22 protein-coding genes are annotated in these 21,731 nt (G+C 29.6%); all 22 read right to left on the reverse strand.

Annotated elements, in window-relative coordinates; all coding sequences use genetic code 11:
- Positions 1-2: 2 nt before the first annotated feature.
- The 22 genes from tet(O) to FBF02_RS08955 all read right to left on the reverse strand — a co-directional run bounded on the left by tet(O) (position 3) and on the right by FBF02_RS08955 (position 21,711).
- Positions 3-1,922: a tetracycline resistance ribosomal protection protein Tet(O) gene (gene tet(O), locus FBF02_RS08850; RefSeq protein ID WP_168940587.1), complete on the reverse strand. Its 1,920-nt coding sequence runs from the start codon at positions 1,920-1,922 to the stop codon at positions 3-5.
- Positions 1,923-2,261: 339 nt separating this feature from the next.
- Positions 2,262-2,441, reverse strand: coding sequence for a hypothetical protein (locus tag FBF02_RS08855; protein ID WP_002779751.1), 180 nt, complete (start codon positions 2,439-2,441; stop codon positions 2,262-2,264).
- Positions 2,442-2,459: 18 nt separating this feature from the next.
- Positions 2,460-3,881: a hypothetical protein gene (locus tag FBF02_RS08860; protein ID WP_002834241.1), complete on the reverse strand. Its 1,422-nt coding sequence runs from the start codon at positions 3,879-3,881 to the stop codon at positions 2,460-2,462.
- Positions 3,882-3,986: 105 nt separating this feature from the next.
- The gene (locus FBF02_RS08865) at positions 3,987-6,179 is read right to left on the reverse strand and encodes a DNA topoisomerase 3 (protein ID WP_139886437.1); all 2,193 of its coding nucleotides are present in this window, start codon (positions 6,177-6,179) and stop codon (positions 3,987-3,989) included.
- 263 nt (positions 6,180-6,442) lie between these two features.
- Positions 6,443-7,063 carry a hypothetical protein gene (locus FBF02_RS08870; RefSeq protein WP_002834102.1) on the reverse strand — a complete coding sequence of 207 codons (621 nt, stop codon included), beginning with the start codon at positions 7,061-7,063 and terminating at the stop codon, positions 6,443-6,445.
- A gap of 74 nt (positions 7,064-7,137) precedes the next feature.
- On the reverse strand, positions 7,138-7,935 hold the full coding sequence (locus FBF02_RS08875) for a hypothetical protein (RefSeq protein WP_002834101.1): 798 nt from the start codon (positions 7,933-7,935) through the stop codon (positions 7,138-7,140).
- Positions 7,936-7,937: 2 nt separating this feature from the next.
- On the reverse strand, positions 7,938-8,702 hold the full coding sequence (locus FBF02_RS08880; RefSeq protein ID WP_002809111.1) for a TrbM/KikA/MpfK family conjugal transfer protein: 765 nt from the start codon (positions 8,700-8,702) through the stop codon (positions 7,938-7,940).
- A gap of 11 nt (positions 8,703-8,713) precedes the next feature.
- The gene (locus FBF02_RS08885; protein WP_052792750.1) at positions 8,714-9,139 is read right to left on the reverse strand and encodes a cag pathogenicity island Cag12 family protein; all 426 of its coding nucleotides are present in this window, start codon (positions 9,137-9,139) and stop codon (positions 8,714-8,716) included.
- Entirely contained in the window at positions 9,120-10,931 is a 1,812-nt protein-coding gene (locus FBF02_RS08890; RefSeq protein WP_145699609.1) for a type IV secretory system conjugative DNA transfer family protein, read from the reverse strand. Before FBF02_RS08890 ends, FBF02_RS08885 begins: the two co-directional genes overlap by 20 nt.
- Entirely contained in the window at positions 10,932-11,924 is a 993-nt protein-coding gene (gene virB11 / locus FBF02_RS08895) for a P-type DNA transfer ATPase VirB11 (RefSeq protein ID WP_168940588.1), read from the reverse strand.
- Positions 11,905-13,080, reverse strand: coding sequence for a type IV secretion system protein VirB10 (gene virB10 / locus FBF02_RS08900; protein ID WP_168940589.1), 1,176 nt, complete (start codon positions 13,078-13,080; stop codon positions 11,905-11,907). Before virB10 ends, virB11 begins: the two co-directional genes overlap by 20 nt.
- A 26-nt stretch (positions 13,081-13,106) precedes the next feature.
- On the reverse strand, positions 13,107-13,994 hold the full coding sequence (virB9, locus tag FBF02_RS08905; RefSeq protein WP_002834097.1) for a P-type conjugative transfer protein VirB9: 888 nt from the start codon (positions 13,992-13,994) through the stop codon (positions 13,107-13,109).
- Entirely contained in the window at positions 13,991-14,653 is a 663-nt protein-coding gene (locus tag FBF02_RS08910) for a type IV secretion system protein (protein WP_002809287.1), read from the reverse strand. The genes virB9 and FBF02_RS08910 overlap by 4 nt, the downstream gene beginning before the upstream one ends.
- Positions 14,643-14,807: a hypothetical protein gene (locus FBF02_RS08915; protein ID WP_002935701.1), complete on the reverse strand. Its 165-nt coding sequence runs from the start codon at positions 14,805-14,807 to the stop codon at positions 14,643-14,645. The genes FBF02_RS08910 and FBF02_RS08915 overlap by 11 nt, the downstream gene beginning before the upstream one ends.
- Positions 14,797-15,789, reverse strand: a complete 993-nt coding sequence (locus tag FBF02_RS08920) for a type IV secretion system protein (protein ID WP_168940590.1) — start codon at positions 15,787-15,789, stop codon at positions 14,797-14,799. Before FBF02_RS08920 ends, FBF02_RS08915 begins: the two co-directional genes overlap by 11 nt.
- A gap of 3 nt (positions 15,790-15,792) precedes the next feature.
- Positions 15,793-16,779, reverse strand: coding sequence for a type IV secretion system protein (locus FBF02_RS08925; protein ID WP_052792747.1), 987 nt, complete (start codon positions 16,777-16,779; stop codon positions 15,793-15,795).
- A 3-nt stretch (positions 16,780-16,782) separates the two neighbouring features.
- Positions 16,783-17,058 carry a hypothetical protein gene (locus FBF02_RS08930; RefSeq protein WP_002779630.1) on the reverse strand — a complete coding sequence of 92 codons (276 nt, stop codon included), beginning with the start codon at positions 17,056-17,058 and terminating at the stop codon, positions 16,783-16,785.
- Between the two features lie 15 nt (positions 17,059-17,073).
- Entirely contained in the window at positions 17,074-17,496 is a 423-nt protein-coding gene (locus tag FBF02_RS08935) for a single-stranded DNA-binding protein (protein ID WP_002934962.1), read from the reverse strand.
- A gap of 33 nt (positions 17,497-17,529) precedes the next feature.
- The gene (locus FBF02_RS08940; RefSeq protein ID WP_002809061.1) at positions 17,530-18,096 is read right to left on the reverse strand and encodes a hypothetical protein; all 567 of its coding nucleotides are present in this window, start codon (positions 18,094-18,096) and stop codon (positions 17,530-17,532) included.
- Positions 18,093-18,650: a Rha family transcriptional regulator gene (locus tag FBF02_RS08945; RefSeq protein WP_002809059.1), complete on the reverse strand. Its 558-nt coding sequence runs from the start codon at positions 18,648-18,650 to the stop codon at positions 18,093-18,095. Before FBF02_RS08945 ends, FBF02_RS08940 begins: the two co-directional genes overlap by 4 nt.
- 10 nt (positions 18,651-18,660) lie before the next feature.
- The gene (locus FBF02_RS08950; protein WP_002934979.1) at positions 18,661-21,429 is read right to left on the reverse strand and encodes a VirB4 family type IV secretion/conjugal transfer ATPase; all 2,769 of its coding nucleotides are present in this window, start codon (positions 21,427-21,429) and stop codon (positions 18,661-18,663) included.
- Between the two features lie 18 nt (positions 21,430-21,447).
- Complete coding sequence (locus tag FBF02_RS08955) at positions 21,448-21,711, reverse strand: TrbC/VirB2 family protein (RefSeq protein ID WP_002839671.1); 264 nt, start codon at positions 21,709-21,711, stop codon at positions 21,448-21,450.
- Positions 21,712-21,731 lie beyond the last annotated feature (20 nt).

The following is a 21,731-nucleotide window of genomic DNA, read 5'->3' on the forward strand; positions in this document are numbered from 1 at the left end:
TGTTAAGCTAACTTGTGGAACATATGCCGAACCTTATCTATACGGCTATTCGGGCGGCGGGGTTGGCAAATAAATTTACCAATAGCTGGCTGGTATCCTTTTAACTCTGTCAAGCAGACTCCCTGCCCATTTGTGAAATAAGTTAAATCGTTCCTGTATTCTTGAATACATCTAGCAGGGATTTCTCCTTTCAGAATGACCTCGTCATTCTTTATCTGAGTACTTACAATATCTGCACAATACCTTGGAGCATCATGATACGCCCGTGAGAGATATTCCTGCGGTGCGTAAATTTCAAAGTGGAGATATGGCTCTAATAGTTCTGTCCCTGCTTTTTTTAAAGCCTGCTCCAATACGATAGGGGAAAGCAGCCGAAAGTCTGCGGGGGTACTTACAGGACTATAATACAATCCATATTCAAAACAGATTTTACAGTCTGTCACTTTCCATCCATACAGCCCCTGCTCGCAGCCATAAAGAACCCCCTCCATAACCGCATTTTGGAACGATTGATTTAAATATCCAAGTGAAACTCTGCTTTCATACTGCACTCCGCTTCCAATAGGGAGCGGCTCTATGGACAACCCGACAGAAGCCCAGAAAGGATTTGGCGGGACTTCTATGTGGATGGTATATTCTGCTTTTCTAAGCGGTCTTTCCATATATATAACAGTAGGCTCTTTTATTTCTGCCTCCACATGATATTTTTCCTCAAGGATGGCACAAATGACTTCCATCTGCACATTCCCCAAAAAAGAAAGTATAATCTCATGCGTTGTAGTATCCACATAATATTTTAAAAGAGGGTCGCAATCTGAAATTTCTGTAAGTGCCCCAAGCAATATTTCCCGCTGTTCAGATTTCTTTACTGCAATCGTTGTTTGGATCATAGGGAGAGGATTTTCAATAAATTTTCTCTGCGGCAACAGTATTTCGTTCCCCAAAATACTGTTTAGCTGCAAAACATCATTTGGTAAAATTACAATATCACCAGAGCAGGCTGTATCGGATGAATATAATTCACCGTTTGTCGGAACATACATCTCTGTGATTTTTATTTTCTCTTTTTCAGATATTCTAATAACATCCCTCAAATGCAATGTTCCGCTATATATACGCACATAAACAAAACGCCGCCTTTTCTCTGAATATTCAATCTTAAAAACCTGCCCGCATAGTTCAGATTGACCTTCAGGCGTTGATGAATAAAATTTACTGGCAATTACTTCTATAAGCTGCCGACTCCCCAGATTGTTTTTAGCGCTTCCGTGATAAACGGGAAATAACGTTCCGTTTTGGAATCTCCTGTTTTCTTCCTGTTCCAGTTCTGACATTTTAAACGGTTTCCCTGACATATATTTCTCTAATAGTTCATCGTTTCCCATAATTACCGCATCCCACTGTTCCATATCGTCATTGTCCGTTACATTTATATGGGGATGCTGCCCAACCTTTTGCTTCACTATAATTTCCGAAGAAAGCTTTGCTTTCATTTCCCGATATACCATTGGCAAATCAATCCCCTCTTGGTCAATTTTATTGATGAAAAAAATTGTCGGAATCTTCATTATCTGTAGTGCATGAAACAGTATACGGGTCTGTGCCTGTATGCCATCCTTTGCAGAAACTAATAATACTGCTCCGTCTAATACGGATAAAGAACGGTATACTTCCGCCAAAAAATCCATATGGCCTGGCGTATCTATAATGTTGACTTTTACATCCTCCCACTGAAAAGATGTCACTGCTGTCTGGATAGTGATTCCCCTTTGACGCTCCAAATTCATTGTATCTGTCCTTGTTGTGCCTTCATCTACGCTCCCTAGTTCTGCAATTGCACCACTGGTATACAATAAACTTTCCGTTAATGTTGTCTTTCCTGCGTCAACGTGAGCCAGAATGCCTAAGTTAATTATTTTCATGTGATTTTCTTCCTATCAACACCCAAAAAAGGGCATAAAAATACCCAGTGATAAATACTCCTATCACTGGGTAAATAACTCCTATGTTTTCGGGCATATAAAATTACATGATAAAAGTATTCTTAAACTGGGTACAAAAAACTAAGCCCCATATTAAAAGTGAAACGGGACTGCCACTTTTTGTTCCCACTATCAAATTGACAGTTTATTTAAGAATACCTTGCCGCATATTTATTAACTCCTTGTATAATACTGAATCTAATTATATTCCTTAACCCTTTATTTGTCAAGCTGACAAACTAAAGCAGAAAAAGCGGCAGGATTTCCCCCTGCCACTAATCATCTGTTTATGCAAAAATAATTTCCAAGTTTTACTTCTGTAAAAATAAAATGTTCTTCATCGTTTTCGCAATAAAAAACAATATTAGAATACTCATTGGCTTTAAGTAGTAAATCTAAAATTTTCAAGTCTTCCTTTGAAATTTGTATGTGTAAATCTGTAATTTTGTTTGTATTCATTTTAACTCCTTGTATTTTTTAAACAGCTTTCAGGCTTTTTTCAACAAAATTTATAACTTCTTTATTTGCAAATTCATTATATTTTGCTTTGATTTCCTTAATTGCAAATTTATTTTTTCTTTTGAAAATTTCCAATGTATAAACTCCTCCTTCGTAATTTAAACTATAAATGGCACTTAAGCCGTCTTCAATTTCTCTTCTTCTTGTATAAACGCAATTTTTTTGCTCCATTCCGTGCAAGTAAAGTTCTTTATGCGTTTCTATTAGTTTAAATTCTTCTGGAAGTTTTAAATTGATAAAATCTTCTTTAATTTTAAGTTTTTTATTTTTTGGAATTTGTTTTTTTTCTAATTCTATCGTTAAAACATTATGTTCGTTTGTTATTCTATTTATAGAATTAATGTTAAGGTTAATTAAATTATTTGTTTCATAGCTTAATTTAATATAATCATTTATTAGTATATAAATTTCAAGAAATTCATTTTGATAGCTTTCTTTCTGTGGTTTTAATTTGTGATACAATAAAAATGAGGCAATATTAATAATTTTGTATTTTTTTCTTTTGTATTTTATTTTAATAAAATGCTCGTTGGCAAAATTATTATTAATAAAATCAATATAATCATATATTAATTTGTTATTCTCCAAAACAAATTTATACAATTTATTCTGTTCGTTTTTTGCAATAAAATTTAAAGAAATTGCAAAAGATAAAGCCAAGTGGATATCAAATTTATTTAGATTGAAATTAATTTTAGTATTTAATGATTTTTCTATAACTTCTTGAACGCTATGACAATTGATTAAAACATTAAAATCTATTCTTAAAAGCTTATATATTTCAAAAGAATGATTTTCTTTGATATTTTTAAAATCTTTGGCAATATAAGGATTTATTTTTTCTAAATAGTTAAAATAATAATTTTTTAAAATATTATTTTCTAATAAAAAAACAAGATTAAAACCCTTGCTTTGAATTTTTCTATATTTAAAGGTAATTAAGCTATTATCTTTTTGTATGATGAAATGTTTTTTATTATAAATGTTACTAATATCAAAACTTTCTCTATCCAATGAATTTATTTTAAAACTAAAAACAAGTTCCGTAAATGAAATTTCTTTATTTTCAAAATTTAATGCGTAAAAAATATTTTGATTAAATTCAAATTCACTATAAGAAAAGTCAAAATTTATATCTTTGACTTTTTCTAGTATTTTTTGAGCGAATTCAAAAGTTTTTTTATGTGTCAAAAATATTCCATTAGCTATGCCATATTTTTTTATAATAAAAATATAATCTTTTGGAATGCTTTTAATAAAAAGCAAAAAATTTTCATCTTTTAACCATTCTTTTAAGGTTGTATTTTTAGTATTTTCAAAATCTAAAAACTCATAGCCATTAAGCAACAAGCATTGATTATATTTATTTTTTTCTTCCATAATTTACCTCCTCTCAAAAAATATTTTTACATAATCATAAAATTCTTTATATTTGAAAAATATTATTTATTAATATTAATTAAAATAAATTAATATTTATTAATATTATACATTTATTATTTTAGGTTTTCCATTATCGTCATAATACATAGCCTTGCAACCTTGTTTAAATTCACTACAACCCCACCACCAACTATTACCATTTTTACTTTTTATTCTTTGTAAAAATCCTTTATTGCATTGCGGACATTTATGAGTAGTATCGTTGCTTGCTTGTTTTGTTTCAAAGTTTGGTGTGCCTTTGTTATCAGGATAAATGGCTTTGCAACCTTGTTTAAATTCACTACAACCCCAAAAGTTTCCATATTTCCCTTTTCGTTTGGTTAAAAATCCTTTATTGCATTGCGGACATTGAATTTTTGGTTTGTTTTCATTATCTAGTATTTTAAACTCTTGATTTTTATCAATTCTTTGAATTTCGCTAATTACTTCTTTTGTGATTTCTTCTAAGAATTGTTCTCTTCTTAATTCTGATATTTCTATCATTTTTTGTTGCTCAAACCACAATGCTGTCATGTCAGGAGTAATAAGTGATTTTGGAGAAAGTTTAATTAAATCTCTACCTTTTTTAGTGGATTTGATAATTTGTTTTTTATCTTTACTTACTTCTATATACTCTCTTTCAATTAATGTTTTTATATGATTAGATCTTGTTGCAGGTGTTCCTATACCACCACTTTCACCTTTTTTGTCTTTGTCTTTTTCAATCAGTAATTTTTTAATTCTTTCATCAGACACATACTTTGCGACACTATTTAAATCTTTAAGTAGCGTTGTCATAGTGTAGTAAGGGCGTGGCTTTGTTTGCTTTTTTTCAATTTGTATCAAAGAGCATTTTGCAATATCACCATTTTTTAAGATAGATAAATCGTTTATATCGTTCTCATTATTTTCTTGTTCCTCTTCGCTATCTATATTTTGCCAAAGACTTCTAAAACCACTTTTTGTTGTCTTGTTTTGAGTAGCGGTAAAAATTCTTTGATTTACTTCTAAATTAATTGTAGTAGTTTGATATTCTCTAGGATGAAAGAATTGGATAATAAATCTTTTAGCGATTAGATTGTAAACGACTAATTCATCTTGAGTTAATTGCGATGAAATTTTATTTTGGGTAGGGATTATTCCATAGTGTGCTGAAATGTTAGCATCGTTAAAAGCCTTGCTTTTTATTGTTAAATCACTGCTAGCAATGAGAGCTTGAATTTCATCATTAGAATTTAAATTTTCCTTTATAATATTTAAAATATTTGGTGCTTGTTCAAACATTGTTTCAGGTAAATATTGGCAATCTGATCTATTATAAGTTATAGCCTTGTGTTTTTCTCTTAAAATTTGAGTGATTTCTAATGTTTTATCAGGGCTAAAACCAAAAAGTTTTGCACATTCAGCTTGTAAAACAAGTAGATTATAAGGTAGCGGTGGATATTCCTTTTTGTTTTCTATTTTTAAATTAATTTTTGCATTTTGATTTTCACAAGATTCTTTGATCTCTTTAGCTAAATTTTCATCTAAAATTTTATCTTCTGTTTTCAATCTTGCTTTAATAGTATTATTGTTGATATTAAAATCACCTAGCAAAGAATAATAATTTATACTTTTAAAATTTTCAAATTCTTTATCTCTATTAACTATAAGAGCCAAAATAGGCGTTTGAACTCTACCTACGCTTAAAATGCCCTCATATCCATTTTTTCGTGCCATTATGGTATACGCCCTAGTAAGATTTATCCCAACTATCCAGTCTGCTTGACTTCTTGCAAAACCTCTTTCGCTCATTCCTTTAAAATCTGCATTTGGCTTAATTTTTGCTATTTCTTCTTTTACTGCTTTTGGTGTTAAATCATTAATTAAAACTCTAAATACAGGTTTAGAAGTTTTAGAATATTGCACAATTTCATCGACAAGAATTTGACCTTCATCGTCAGCATCACCACAATTTACAATAGAAGTAATCTTGTCGCTATGGATTAAATCGCAAATAATTTTTAATTGTTTTTTACTTTCTTTTTTGGGCAAATATTTAAATTCTTTAATGGGTAGTGGTAAGTCTTCAAGTTTCCACAACTTATATTTTTCATCATATTCTTCAGGTTTAGCAAGCTCTAAAATATGTCCAAAAGCCCAAGTAACAATATTATCACCTTTTTGTATATATCCTTCTCCGCTTTTATAATTGCCATCTAATCCTTCTGCAATTGCTCTACCAAGTTCAGGTTTTTCAGCTATAAATAATCTCATTTTTGCCTTTCAAAAATCTTATCTTATTGTTTGCTATATTATTAATAAATATTAGAAAATAATAGTTATTAATGTTATATATTATTAATTTAAATATACTATTTTTAAAGATATTGATATTTTTTTGCTATCGATTTTTCTATAGTTTGATTTTTTGTAAAACTACTCATCTTGTCAAAAAATAACTTTTAAATTTGTTATTTATAATTACTATTAATAAATAATAATAACTATAAATATGCACCTTTATGAGGTGCATATTTTTATCTTCCAAACTCTTGGTTTTGAGTTTTTTCAGGCTCTTTGATTTCTTGAGTTTGCTGTATTTGTTGTTCTTGTTTTTGTGCTTTCATTTCAGCTTCATTAACAACTTTAATTCCAGCATTTGAAATTACAGCTATAAACTCATTCCCTTTTTCTTTAAGTTCTTGTTTTAATTCTTCATTATAAAGCCTTACATTAGTTTCTAAATAGTGGCTTTTAGTTCCATCTTGATTTTGGTGTTCTACAATTCCAACTCCTTCAATTAATTCTTTTGCAGATTCTCGCTTCTGATTAATTGTGTAGTAAAAATAACCTTGCTCATTTATATTAGAGTTGATATAAATGAAATCATCTCTATTTTGTGAATTTGTAGGTTTTAAAACTATATTGTGAGTTTTTTCATCTCTATTAACAAAATAGTTTTTCCATACCTCATTAACTTTTGCAGAAAAAAGCACAGCTCCGTGTTCCATTGCAGCAACTTGTCCAGCTTCTTTAATAACATCGATGAGAGCAGTATCTACTTTTCTTTGTTGAATATCACCTTCCTTGCCTCTATAATTTAAAGCATTGTTTGTATCGATAACAATTTTATCATTAACTAATTTTCCAAATGCCATTTTTTGCTCCTTTTTTTAATAAATTTGTGATTTGTTTTTTGTTTTTTGCATTTTTTTGTATATAATTGTTCTGTTCATTCACCTCCTTGTAGTGTGATTTGAATACTATTTTTATTCTCATTGAAAATAGTTTTTTTGTTTTTTGCAAAGCTCAAGGTAAAGCTTCCTTTGCTATTTTCATCAATAGAGATAGTGGCTAAACCTTGAGTGATTGTGCTTACTCTTTCTTTTAAATTGTTATATTCTGAATATTTTATATAAGTAAGCAAAATTAAAATGCCAAGAGCCATACCTAACCCTATAGAAGTAAAACTAAAAAATATAAGATACCATTTTGTATTTTTTGTCATTTTTGTAAAAATTTCCGAAAATATATTCAATTTTTGTTTTCCATCTTCAACAAAATGATCAAGAAAAGTATTATAATTTTTTGCATTATGAGAAAGTTTATATTCTACTATTTCGCAAAATTTATTAATTTGCTCGTTATATTGTTTAAGTTTATCATCCAATGATATTTTTTGAATTTCATTAGCAAATTTAGCAAAATCTTCCATTGTTTTTTTAATAGAAATGGTTTTATTAATAATTTCTTTCTCTTCATCATTAGGAGGATTTTTAAAATAAGAAATAAGAGCTAAATAGGTATTATCTAGCTCTATAATATTGCTTTCTAAATCTTTAAAAATACCATCTTCTGTATTATTTTGTGCATTTTGCTTACCAACATTAATTTTAGCAATAATTATTTTTATAAGATTTTCAAATTTTTCCAATAATTCATTATAGTTTTGCATAGCTATATTTTTTGAATTATCTTCATTAACTATTTCAAAAAGATTATTTTCGTTAGAATTAATTTCTTCATTCATTGTTATTTCTCGTTTATCCAGCAATCTTTTTTAATAATTATTTTTTGATAATAAGCAATATCGATTCTATAATACTTGCCAAATCCTTCTTGTTTTCTTTTATTAGCAGGTAGTTTAATAAATTCTCCATAACTTATAGGAGTTAATTTTTCTCCTTGTTCTCTTTGCGATACAGGTAAAGCATTATAAATTTCTTGTGATACTTCTTTTAATTCATAACCTCTTTCCCAATCTTTTTGCTCATAAAATTTCTTATCGCAAGTATATTTTAAATGATAATCTGTGTATTTTGATGAAGCTAAAAGTTTGCAAGAGTTTGTAAGTTCAGGATTTATTCTAAATCCATAAGTTTTTATTTCTACGCATTCTCTTGATCCATTATGCCCACCACCAGTGCATATTTTTTCAACTTTTAAAGGTTGTTTTGATTTTTCAATTCTTTGATTTAATGCAGTTGTAGAGCATTCTCCATCTAAGTTAACTAAAATATCATTTTTATATTTATACATTTCTGGATCATTTGTTGTGTCAATAGGACACAAATTTAAAAATTCTTTCCTTGCTTGGATAGTTTTCCAAGGTTTTTTAAAGTGAATGCTAAAATATTTTGCTAAAGAAGATGCACATTCAGGTGGTTTAACTGGACTTGCTAAACAAAGAATTACTTCGCAAGAAGTTCTAGTATCACCAGATAGTAATTGCAAATCTAAAGCATTAACACTATTTATTACACCAAAAACACAAAATGGGAATAATATTTTTTTCATTTTTCTCTCCTTTAAAAATTTGTTTTATTAAAAAATAAAATATTAACTTTGTTAAAATCACGCTCAATAGGATTGACAGGCTGTAATTCTATAGGTGCTAAAACTTGATTTTTTTCAAAGTATTGCTTATATTGTTCAATTAAATCTTTTCTACCTACTAAAATGATTTTTGTAGAATTGTGTGCGAGTAAAAAAGTTTTAGTAATAAGATCATTTTTAATAAAATCATCATTTATAGTTTTTTTCTCAACCACGATATGATAAGTCCAATTAAATCCGCTCAAATAAGGATCTTTAGGAACAAAACTGTATTTATGCTCCAAAAGAGAATTATTAATAGATAATGCAGAGCCATCATCTAATCGTTTTGCTTTTGGTGCAGAACACCCAACCATTAATGAAGCGATTAAAGCTAAACTAAGCGACATTTTTTTCATTGTTTTCTCCTATAATTTGAATTTTAATTTTGCATTCTCCTTTCAAGATTGCATCTTCTAATTGTTTGCGTGAAGGGATTTTTTTTATTCCTGATAGGCTTTTTGAAACAGCTTTAAATTTATCCATGAAATATGAATCTGAATAGTAGAATGCTTTATTGCATAAAATAGGCTTACCACTATCAATAGTAATAAGTTCATTTTCAAAAGGCATTTCTCTAAGTTCTTGTGGCAACATTAAAGCCCTACTTGCTTCGCTAATACTATGTGATCCACCTCCATTATTGCCTGTATTAATACTTCTTGATTTTGTTTTAAAAGTAGTATTTCCTAAAATCCTAGAGATAGCTTCTGCGTCTTCTTGCTCTCTTGGTGCATAGAAAATCTGACAAGCATGATTTGTTAAGAGTGTTTTAGCTCCTTCTTTTCCATAGCCCAAAGGTGGTTGTGTTTCAAGTTGTGAATTTGATTGATAAATCATCAAAGATCTTAACCAATAACCAGCCATAAAACTGATTGCTGATTGATAGATAGGAATTCTACCAGGTGCAGTAAATTCATCCATAACCATTAAACAAGTATATTTTAAATCTTTATTGCTTTGTGGCATTTCTTTGGTGTTTAATAAAATAAGTTGCGACCAAAAAATATTTAAAATAAATTGTGCATTTGCTAATTGATCAGGCGTAATTCCTATATAAATTGTCATTTTCTTTTTACGCAAATCTCGCAAATCAAAATCGCTTGTTTCTGTGCTTAATCTTAGAGTTTCACTTTCAAATGGCACAAGGGGTGCATTAAAAGAACTCATTACGCCTGATTTAGTTGCGTCTGAGCTAATATTAAAATAAGTTTCTAAGCGTCTTATGGTAGCTTCATCTAAAATTTCACAATAGACTAAAAAATTGTATGTATCATCAAAACCTCTAATATTATTTTCCTCATTTTTAAGAGTTAAACCTTTTGAGAGTTGCAAGATATTGTAAAAATTAAATTCTCCCACATCAACATTAAAAGCTTTTTGAAAATCTTTTCCATTGCTACTAAGTTGCAAATCACGCCATAAATAACAAAGTCCTATGAATAGATTTTGAGCCAATCCGTTGAAAAATTTTGAAGTAGAATCCCCATCAAGTGGATAAAGGATATTGCCTAAATCCATTAATTGACTATCGCAATGCTCTTTATCATTCATATCAATATAAGTTAAAGGATTATAGCGATGTGTCTGTCTTGAAAATGGATTGAATAAATAAACTTCTTGTCCTAAAATCTCTTTTCTATATTTGCTTGTGTAGTCAAAACATTCTTGTTTAATATCTTGAACAACAGCACTTTCTCGCCACTCTAACAAGTTTGGTATTACTATACCTACGCCTTTACCACTTCTTGTGGGTGCTCCTAAGGCTACAAATTGCTGACCGCTAAATCTTAAAATCTTTCCCTTGTATTTTCCGATAATTATTCCATTATCTGAAAATAAATTCATTTTTTTAATTTCATTAAAATTTGCAAATCTAGCTTCGCCAAATTGAGATTTTTTGGCTTTTAAAGATAACACCAAAACAGAAAAAACAACAAAACAAATGCCAAAAGTAATACCTAAAGAAAGCCATATTTTTGGATAACCATTAGAGATTGCTTGTAGCGTAAAATTTATGTTATAAATTTCAATCGCTTTCATTATTTTTACTTTATTTAAAAAGAAAAAAACAATGGGTGTTATTAAGTAAGTGAGAATAAAACTCGCTATAGTAAGAAAAATCATTTGAATGCTTTTATTATTTTGCATTTATCTCTCCATTTCTTTAAAATAAATGCCGCTAATACGCCTTTTTCCATGATGGGCATGGATATGCACGACAATATCTATTAAGTCTTTAAGTGTTTTTTGGATAATTTCAAAAGGCACGCATTGACCTTGTGGATTTTGTAGAGTCATTAAAGCAAGTCGTGTAAATGTTTCTTCGGGGCTTCCTGCATGGCAACTTGTGATACTTCCACCATGACCACTAGCTAAAACATTAATAAAATCATAAGTTTCAGCACCTCTAAGCTCTGCTAGTAAAATCCTATCAGGCTTCATTCTTAAACAAGATTTTAAAAGTGTTGCAGAATTTAAAAAATCTGTACTTTTTGCTTCGCTAGGATAGAATAATTGCACGAAATTTTTGTGTTCATAGAATTTGATTTCTTCAACATCTTCTATTGTGATAATCCTATCATCAAAGCTTATAAAATCAATAAGAGTTTTCATAAAGGTAGTTTTACCGCTTCCTGTTTCACCAGCGATAATAATATTTTTACCATAACTAACAGCTTTGGATATAAAATTTTGATAATCTCTTGCTTCATATAGCTTGATTAATTCTTCATCGCTTGGTTTGATTTTATTTTTATCATCAGGATTTAAATCTTCAAAAAGTCCGCTTTTAATATGATCTTCCATTTTAAAGCGAGTTTTGCTTGGCTTTCTAATAGTAATTGAAATGTGTTCGCTTTTTGTAGCAGGAGGAATAACAATTTGCATACGCTCTCCACCTACTAGAATACAACTAAGAATAGGGCGTGATACATCTATTTTATCTTTTTTGAATGAGGCTGAAGCAGTTGCAAAATGTCCAGCTTGTTCAAAATCAAGTTTAGTATCTATACATTCCCATAATCCTTTAGAGTTTTGTACCCAAATTTTATTATCGCCGTTATAGCAGATTTCATTGATATTATCATCTTTTAAAAATTCTCCAAAAAATTTTTGAGTATATTTATCTAGCGTTATTGACATTCTTTTTCCTTGTAAGTTTATAAACTTTTGAAAAATCAATATCACGATTAACATAAACACCGACCAAATCACCTTGATTTTTATAAAGTGTAGGTTTAATATCAATCATTTTTTCTAGTGCTGTATTTGCGATTTCTTTTGCAGAATCTCTTGTATTTTCAGTGTAATTGGCATAATTATTTTTATTATCTTTACCTGCAATTTGATCCGCTAAGATAGCCAGTGAATCATCTATCATTGATAGTAAAACAGCAGAGCCAAATCGTTTTAAGTAATGATGATCTACCCAACCTTGAACGCCACTTGCACCTAATTCATCGGTAGCACCTGAATAAACAGGGATAATGATATTGTTCGGTGTTCTAATTTCTTGCCAAATTACAAATAATCTATCCATTCCATCATCCATTTGTCCAGTATTAAAAGTTCCTGTAATAGTGCTACCTTTTTCAATTAAAAGAGTATTTCCATTAGCAGAATAGACATCATTTGATACAATACAAGCGATTCCACCTTTAATAGAACTTACCAATCTTGTTTTTAAAGCACAGCCTATATAAGTTCCTTTAGGTAATAGTAAATTTTGATCAAATTCGCTAACTTTAGCGATTGTGGGAGTGAAGACCTCTCCAACAAAATCTCCACTACTACCACCTTGTAAATTATTAGAGTTTTGTAAAGTACCATTTTGTCCAAACTCAAACACTGTGTTAGGTTTTTCTCCAAATTCTTCCCTGTTTCCTGTGCCATTATTTCCAAATCCATCATTATTAGATGAAGCGACAACAGTAACTCCTGCACCTTTAACAATTCTAGGCTTTGGAGGTTTTGGTTCAAGTATTAAATCTTGTGTCGGTTTTGGTGATTCTTGTGCAATTAGTTCATCAAATGTTTTTTGTGGAGGAGGTGGAATAAATTCCTTTGTTTTAACACTTTGTGCCAAATCTTTATTATCTTCTTTTTGTACTTCTTCGGTAGTTGTATTGCTACTTAAAAATGATTTTAAAAAATAAACTAATATTAAAACTAATAATAACCCACCCACAGCAAAAATTACATAAGCTTGTATCTTTCTAAGATGATTTTTTTGATCGTGTAAATCACTTGTATAATTTTCAAAATCATTGTCTAAATTATCTTGTTCTTTATCTTGCATACTTATTCCTTTTAGTTTCATTTGCTTTATTTTTTATTTATCTCTCTTTGAATATTTTCATTGGAGGTTTCTCTTGTTTTATCTAAAGGATTTTTTGCATAGCCACGATTAAAAATACCAACGACTTTATCGCCACTTCTTAACAAGATTTGTTTAGTAATTTTTTGAATTACTAAAACTTCATAATTGCCATCTTTTTTAATATGAGTATTTAAAATACTTTCTTTACCATTATCATACATGAAAACAGCAGGAAAAGTTTTAGTATTATCAAAACCAAGATATGTAAAAACACCATCATCATAAGCAAAATTTGGACTTATGTCTTCGCTGCCTTTGTTAATTTTCATATAAAAATCCCAATTTCTAGGAATGGTATTTTTATTTAAATCTCTGCGTATATTTTCTTGTTCTTGTGCTTCTAAAAATTCTTTAGCGGCTTTTAAATCTTTTTTAGGGTAAGAAAAACTGAGTTTATAGGTAGCGTTATTATTTTGGTTTACAAGTTTTAAATCGAATACATAAGTATTTAGATTTGTAATAACAATTAGGTTAGTTTTCCAATCATGAGGATTTGGATCTAAAACGAATTCTTGTGATGCTTGACTCTCTCCTATATTATTGTTTTCTTGTTGAACAAGTTGTGTTTTATAAGCTTTAGGTTTTATAAATAAAAGATTGTCTTTTTCAATTAAATCCCAACCTTCTGCAAAACCTGTAGCAGTATTGATAATTCTTTCATCGGTACCAAATTCTAAAACGCTAACATAGCCATTTTTTGCATTAATTTGAAATACATCGTTTGCATTATAAATTGCATAAGCAATTCTTTTATCAAATGTAGAAGTTTTTGGAATATTTAAAGCCCAAATAAAACTACACAACAATAAATTTATCAAGATTATTTTTTTCATTGTGCCACCTCGTCATCAATTCTATAAGTTAATACTTTAAAACCTAAAGGATTTAAAAATCTGTTTTCTTCGCTAGCTTTTGCTAAGATATAGTCATAACTTAATGTTATTACTTTTGTTGCTTGAGTTGTTCCTTTGGAAGTTAAATTTTTTGTAGTAATAATTGCCCTGACTGTAGCAGTTTTCACTCCGTTACTTTCTCCTAAAACAATACTTAAAATTTGAACACTTACTTCATTGGAGTTTTTTAGAATTTGATCTCTTGCATTATCACCTTCATATAAAGCCCTATATTCATTTGCTACTTTTTCAGAACTCATTAATTGAGTAAGTAAATAATCTTGATTTAAAAGATCATAATAATAGCCTTCTCTAGCTTTTACATAAGTGCTAATAAAATATTTATCTAATGCTTCATTTGCTTTAATTTCTTTTTCATCAAGCATGGTTAAAATATCAACCATTCCTGTAGTATTGTCTACTCTTATTACATAAGGTTCTATTGTTTTTAAAGGAGTAAGTAAAACAACAGCTATAATGGAAATAATGGCTATAAAAATAGAAATAAAAGCAATAAGCCAAGCTCTTTTATTACTTTTTTCAATTAAGTATCTAAAACTTGCTTCATAATCTATTGCAGTATTAAACTCATTTTTCATCCATAGTTCCTTTATTTAAATCTTTGTTTTGATTGATGGGAATCCACCCTGTTTGATTATTAAAAAATTCATCATATTTGCCTTGATTTTTAGTGCTACAAGCACTAAAAAATAACACACCACAAAATAAAATAAAAATTAATTTAGCCTGCATTTCTAGCCCTTTCATACATTTTTTTTGCAAAACTATAACCACCTTTAGTGCCAGCCCAAGCACCTTTAGCAGCTAACTTTGCACCAGTTTTTCCTGCATTTACAGTTTTTCCTGCAGCTTTTCCTGCAGTCCAACCTGCCAATCTACTAACAGGATTTAAAGCAGAACCTATTGCTCCGCCCATAGCTCCTTCCATTGAAACATTTGCGATTTTTTCAGCATAAAGTTTTGCAGAAATAATCATAATGACAAGAACTAAGGAAGCAATGACGAAGAAAATACTGATACCTAATACTTCGGCTCCAGCTTGGATTTTGCTTGATAGTAGAGAAATCCATCCGCTTATTTGCTCCATAAAAACACTCAAAAATAATCCTACAAGTAAAATCACTAAAGTATTTGAAAGTAAAAGTCCTATCCATTGCGTGAAAACATTTTTAGTGGATTTAAATATTAAAAGCCAAAAAACTATAGGAGCGGTTATTACAAGTAGGGTTTGTGTAAAAGTTGTAATCACAAAGATAGCAAGTGTCGGCACAACAGCGATTACAAATCCTACATAACAAAGCAGCATTGCTACAATGGCTAAAATAGCACCTCCAACACCACTTGATTTAGCCCAAATTATGTTTGCTAGTTGTGCTGTGTTCGCATACATTTCATCTAATGTTTTATACATTTGTGTTCCACCCCCAGCCCATTCATAAATTCCATCCATAGCATTAATGACCAAGGTGAGCCATCCGCCGATATTTAAAGCAAAAGTAATGGCAAGAAGTTTTCCTGCTATATCCCAAGTAAGTTCCCTAATAGGGCTTTGGCTTATTCCCATTAAAACTTCATAGCCTTTATACATAATAACTAAAGTAATGATTATGGAGAGCAATACACTAAGCTCAGCAACCTTATCACTCGTGCCTATTTGTCTTATTGCATCAATGATTTGCTGTATGCTTTCGCCTAAAAATTGAAAGAAATTCATTTGCTATTTCTTTTTTAAATATTTTGCAGCTTCTTCATCAGAAATGGCTTCATTATGAAAATTTTGTAACGACTTAGAGTATTCTTGTATAGCCATATCTTCTTGGATTCTTCTTTGGTTTTCATAGCTTGAATTAGCTAAATCAACTTGATTTTTAACCATTTGAATTTTTGCTACTTCTAATTGGATAGCATTGCCGACATCTGTGCTTTCTTTAATATCTTTGGAATTTACTAATTTATCTTGCAATTTTTGGAGTGTTTGGCTAATTGTATCCATTTGTTTTGAAGCTTGATTATAGGTTTCTACTTGAGCAGCATAAGTGATTAAATTCATTTTGCAAATGTTTTTTTCTGATTGACTTAAAAAATCAAAATTACATCGATCAAAGCTCGTATATTTTCCAAAAATTTCATTACCTTTATCACTTAAAAATTTTTGTGGATCTCTTAATACATCATTGTAAAATGATTGAATATTTTGCCCAGCTTCAGCAAAATCTGAATATATTTGTTTAATATCTTTTAGAAAAGTTACTGAATCTCTAATGCCTGTTTTTGATAAAAGTTCATCTTTGTAAGCTTGAATTTGTTTTTGATAGTGTGCTACTGTTTCAGTCCATCTTGAAGCATCTTTAGCCCATTCTGCCACTTGTTTAGCGTTTTGTGTAGCCATTTGCTGATTTGCTGTTGCATCAACTACAGGAATACCAGCACTAAATGCTAAGTTAGGCAAAACTAATAAGGAAGTAAGAATAAGAATAGATTTTTTAAATTTTTGGATATAATTTTGTGGGGTTAGCCATAGGGCTGCAACCCTGTGGCTAGATTTAACCTCAGAAAAGAGGTGGTTAAATTGAGTTACACAAATCTCATAGTTATAATTATACTCCTTTGTATAATTATAGTCAAGGCTTATTAGTCTTGCCCCATTTTCATGGGGATGAGATTTCCCTATGGCTTTATTAACACCAAAGATATTTTTTTTCATTTTTTACCTTTCAAATGATTTTTCTTGTTTTTTGCAAAGCTCTTTATCAATAGCTTCATCTAATGCTTGGTTTATATCTTCTTGTAAAAAAGAAGATATGGATTTATGATTGATATAAAATTCATATACTTCATCTAAAATTATTTCTATTTGATCTGAATTAAGATCTTCCATTGAAGAACTTTTTTCAAATAAAAACAAAGCTTTAATCAGCTTTTCATGATTTGAAGTTTCTAATTCTTGTGCTAATTCTTCTACACTTAAATTTTTTATAGACATTTTTATCCTTAAATCTTAAAATACTTGTGTTTCTTCATCTATATTTGTGTTTTCATAATCAATATTTGGCTCTTTTGGTGGAACTTGTGGATTTTGTGTTCCAGTGTCATCTTTATCTTTTTTGCCAAGCCAGTAAAATTTAGATACAATCACGCTTAGCATTGTTCTAGTATTTCCATCTTCATCTTGATATTGATTGGATGATAATTCTCCACTACACGCAAACTGTGAACCTTTTTTAATGTGCGTTGATGCACTTTCTGCACTTTTGCCAAATAAAACAATAGGTATCCAAGTCGTGCTACTTTCTTCATTGCCTCTTTCATTTTTCCATCGCTTTGTAATTGCAAGAGAATTTTTTGCATAAACTCTTCCGCTATTTGTAGTGCCTATTTCAAAATCTTTTCCTAAGTATCCGATTAGATTTACATTATTCATTGTTTAACTCCTTTTTGTTGGTGTAATATTTTTTCATCTTTTAAACTCCTTATTTATAGATTTAATTGCATTTGTTTTTTTGGTGCTAAATTCTTCTAATTTTGCTTTAAAATCATTTGCAGATTTGTCTTTTTGTGGTATAGTTTGATTGATAGTTGCAGAAAGTGCATTTGCACCAGATGGATTTTTATCCATTAGCTCCAATCCATTAAGTTGGTGTGTAGAGAGTGTTGGGGTCTCTACCTGCAACAGATTATCTTTATTGTTTAATCTATTAAACTCTTTTATTCTTTTTTTATTTGCATGAAATATCTCATTTGTTCCACTTTCGTTTTTTATAACTACATCAGCCATTTTTTTATCATTTATGATTTTTGCTGCTTTAATAATTTCATAATTTCTTTTATCTCTATTTGCATCAACAATGATTTCAGGTTCGCTTACTACTTTATTAATTACTTCTTTGACTTCTTGCATATCCTTAAACATTTCAGGATGATTTGTATATAATTTTTTTAAATCCGCAATTGCTTCTTTATCTCCTAAAAGCTCTGATAATCTTTCGCAAAGTTCAAAAATTTCTAATTCTTTATCACTCATTGCAACTTCTTTGGATCTTTTGGTGTGCGATTATCAACAAGATAATTTAAAGAAAATACATTTTTAGCTTCTTTAGAATAAGGGTTATCTGTGATAATCACACTAACTTTGTAATCGTTTTGTGGTAAGTTTGGATAAATAAGTTCCATCAAATCTGTTAAGTATTTGTTAGGGCTTTTAATTTCTTTTTGTAAAAGTTTTTCCATTTCATTAAAAGCATTGATAAAAAGTATTTTCCATTGTAATGCTTCTTTACCTGTAAAACCCATCGCTAAAAGAGAGAATCCATCACGAGTTAAGTTGTAATATGGATATTTTCTTTCTCTACCTTTAAAACCTTGTATTTTACGGACTTTGAATGAAAGCTCAAAATTGAGCTTACATTGCAAATCCCCTATTTCTCGCAAATCATTTAAAATGTTTTCAATATCTCTTAAAATATTTTTATGCTCTTTGTCAAAAACCTTAGCCACATCTAAACTTGTGCAAAAGATTTGATTGTTTTGAGTGTCAAATTGCACTTCTTGTTTATTAATAATGACTTTATTGCTCATTTTTTATCTCCTATGAGTTTTTATAAAATTCTTTCAGCTCTAATACTTTTTCATCAAGACTTTTATTTTCTTGTGAAAAAATCTTTTCTATAGTGTCTATATGTGCTGTTCCAGTTGATAGTATTTTTAAATTTTCATTACCTAATGAGCTAAGATCAAGAGTGCAAATCACTTTTTCATCTTGTCTTTTAATTAAAAATTGTCTTTTTGCAGGATTGAAACCTTTAATGATCATATACTCATCATAGCTTAAACCTACTCCTTTAACATATTCTTCTTCTTTGGCTTTTGGATTCGGTAAAAAAACCATTGTTGCTGATTGTTCTATAAGAGTTGTTGCATTTTTAAGCTTTAAAAAGTCTTCTACGCTTTGTGTAGCAAGTCTTAAAAATCCGTTCTGTTTCCTAATAGTTTTAAATTTGTTTTTAACTTCTTCTTGCACAATTTCATTTTCTAGCCACTTCCAAGCTTCATCAATATCAATACAAAGTCTTCTGCCATCTGCTAAACTCATTACACGCCAAAGAATGTAATAGCTTAATATCCCTGATACATCTTTATCATCAAGAAATTCAGTTCCATCGATTCCAAATAAATTAATATCATCAGGAAAATCTAAATTATCATATTCATTGTCAAAAACCCAGCCAAATTGTTTGCCTTTTTTGAAAAGTGCTAATCTTGATTTAAGAGAATTATCATCATCTACATTTTCAGTTAAGTTTTCAAGTAATAAAGAAATAGGATATTTTCTTTCCTCTTTTTCAAAACCTTTCATAAGAGAATTAACAGCATTATTGAGCATTTCTTCTTCTCTAGTTGTAAGAATTTCATTATTTCTAGTTACTAAAAGTTTCATTAGCGATTGAAGTTGTCTTATATTTTCTTGTGTGCTTTCAACCATGAAAGGATTAAATCCTGTAGGCTTACCATTTTCAATACTAATATATCTACCGCCAGCACAAAGAATGTTACCTAAAGCACCTTTATCCTTATCTAAATAAATGGCTGTAAATTTTTTGTTTTCTTCAGGAATATCATCAGGAAATGTATCTTTGCTAGCGTATTTCATCATTTGATCTACAATAAAGTTCATAAACACTGTTTTGCCGCCACCACTTTGTCCTAAAATCAAAGTATTTGCTAAAAAGAGTTCTCCAAAATCATTTTTATTTACACCAGAACTTTGGTGAAAATTAAAATAATAAGGTTGTTTGTTTGGTGTTTTCAAAATGCTAACAGCATCACCCCAGCAATTTTTATCTCTTTTGCCCATAGAAAAATTATGCAAAGCAATTAGCGATGAAAAATTGATGGATGATATGAGATTAATGCGTGGGCGGATAGCAAAGTTTGAAGGTAGTTGCGAAAAGAATGTTGCAGGTAGGGCGATCGTTGCTAAAGTTACTCCAAATCCTAATTCGTTCATCTTTGTAACAACTTCATTTGTGTTGTCTTTACATTCTTTTATAGTATTTCCATACACAAGAATTGAAAAATGATATTTACCGAAAGAGATTTCTCCATTTGTAAGTTGATCTAGTGCTTCGTCGATTTGTGCTACTTGTGAAAAACCATCATCTTCGGTTGCAATGAGTTGTTTTTTCTGTTTAGATATTGCTGATTTTGCATCCACTCTAGGAATAGGAGAAAAGCTTTGAGTTATAGTGTATTCCACATCTAAATACATTAGGATATCTAAAATTCCTGCAAAAGTTTCATTTGTATAGTCTTTAATTTCAATGCATCTAGCAAATCTTTTTGTGCTATCATTTTGGTTAAATTGAATAGTATCGTGTCCAAATTGTATGTTTTGTAAATTACCATTAAGATACTGATCTATAGGACTTGGTAATACTCTTATAGGATTAAATTTACCGCTAATCAAATAATTATAAAATTCTAGTTGTTCAGAGTAGGTTTTATCATCTTTGGAATATGTTTTTAACCTTTTTGGGTTAAAATCTTTAATATTTGCTTCTAGTCTATCAGCAAATTCACTAAATTTAGCTAGAAATAGGTTAATTGTTTTTCTTTTATTTTCAAAAGAACTTTTCATAAAAGTTGTTTTTTCTATTTTCACTTTTAAAGGATTGAAAATAAGAGTTAAATATAAAGAATTTTTTCTAAGAGTTCCTTGCTTAAAACTCTCATAATATTTTCTGTCAATTTCTTCTAAAAAAGCATTATTAAATTTTGAAGTTAATTTGTCTTCGATAGAATATCTACAATTATGAAAATAAAAGCTTACAGATTCGTTAGAAAAAGATTTAAAAAGCATATTCAAAAGATCATTTTTAATATCTAGTTCATCGTCTTCTTCTGCTTCAAAACTAATTCCTCCAATCTCCCAAGTTGTCATTAAAAAATAATCTTTTGTAATTACCACAAAATCATTTATAAGCGATGAAAAAGGAATTAATTTTTCAAAACTAGGTTCTGCATTAAGTCCGAACACAGATATTTTTGGAAAATTAGAATTTGGCGGCATTTGTCTATAAGAGTTTGTGCTGTAAGTTTTAACCTTATGATAATTTTTGGAAGCAGGATTGGATAAAAATCTCATTTTTAAAAACATTAATCTAAAAATAAAGTCATCTTTTTTTGTCATTGCTTTCATAATAAAAAACACAGGAATAGAAAAGCCAACTAAAAAAATGTTTTGACTATAAAATGCAATTAAAATGATACATCCCATCGCTATAACAAAAGGTGTCATCGGAACGCCAAAAATCATAGGTGGACGCGTTAAACCTTTAAAAAGTGGATTTTTCTCCATGATTAGTCCTATTTATATTTATGTAATGATATAGCCAGCAATTGCTGAAGCTGATCCAAAAATAACGCCACCGATAAAAACAGGTGCAACTTCTCTAAGAGTTTGCCCTTGATACATAATTCTGGAAGCACACCACATAAGTGCAATTGTGAGTAAAACTCCACCAAGTGCATACAAAGCAATGCTTAAGTTTTGCATAAAGGTATTAACTTTGTCAATACCACCAGCCGCAAATACGAATATAGGGCTTAATAAAATTAACGATAATAATTTTATTTTCATTTTATATCCTTTATTAAAAA

This window comes from Campylobacter sp. CFSAN093226 (genome assembly GCF_012897595.1).
Taxonomy (GTDB): domain Bacteria; phylum Campylobacterota; class Campylobacteria; order Campylobacterales; family Campylobacteraceae; genus Campylobacter_D; species Campylobacter_D jejuni.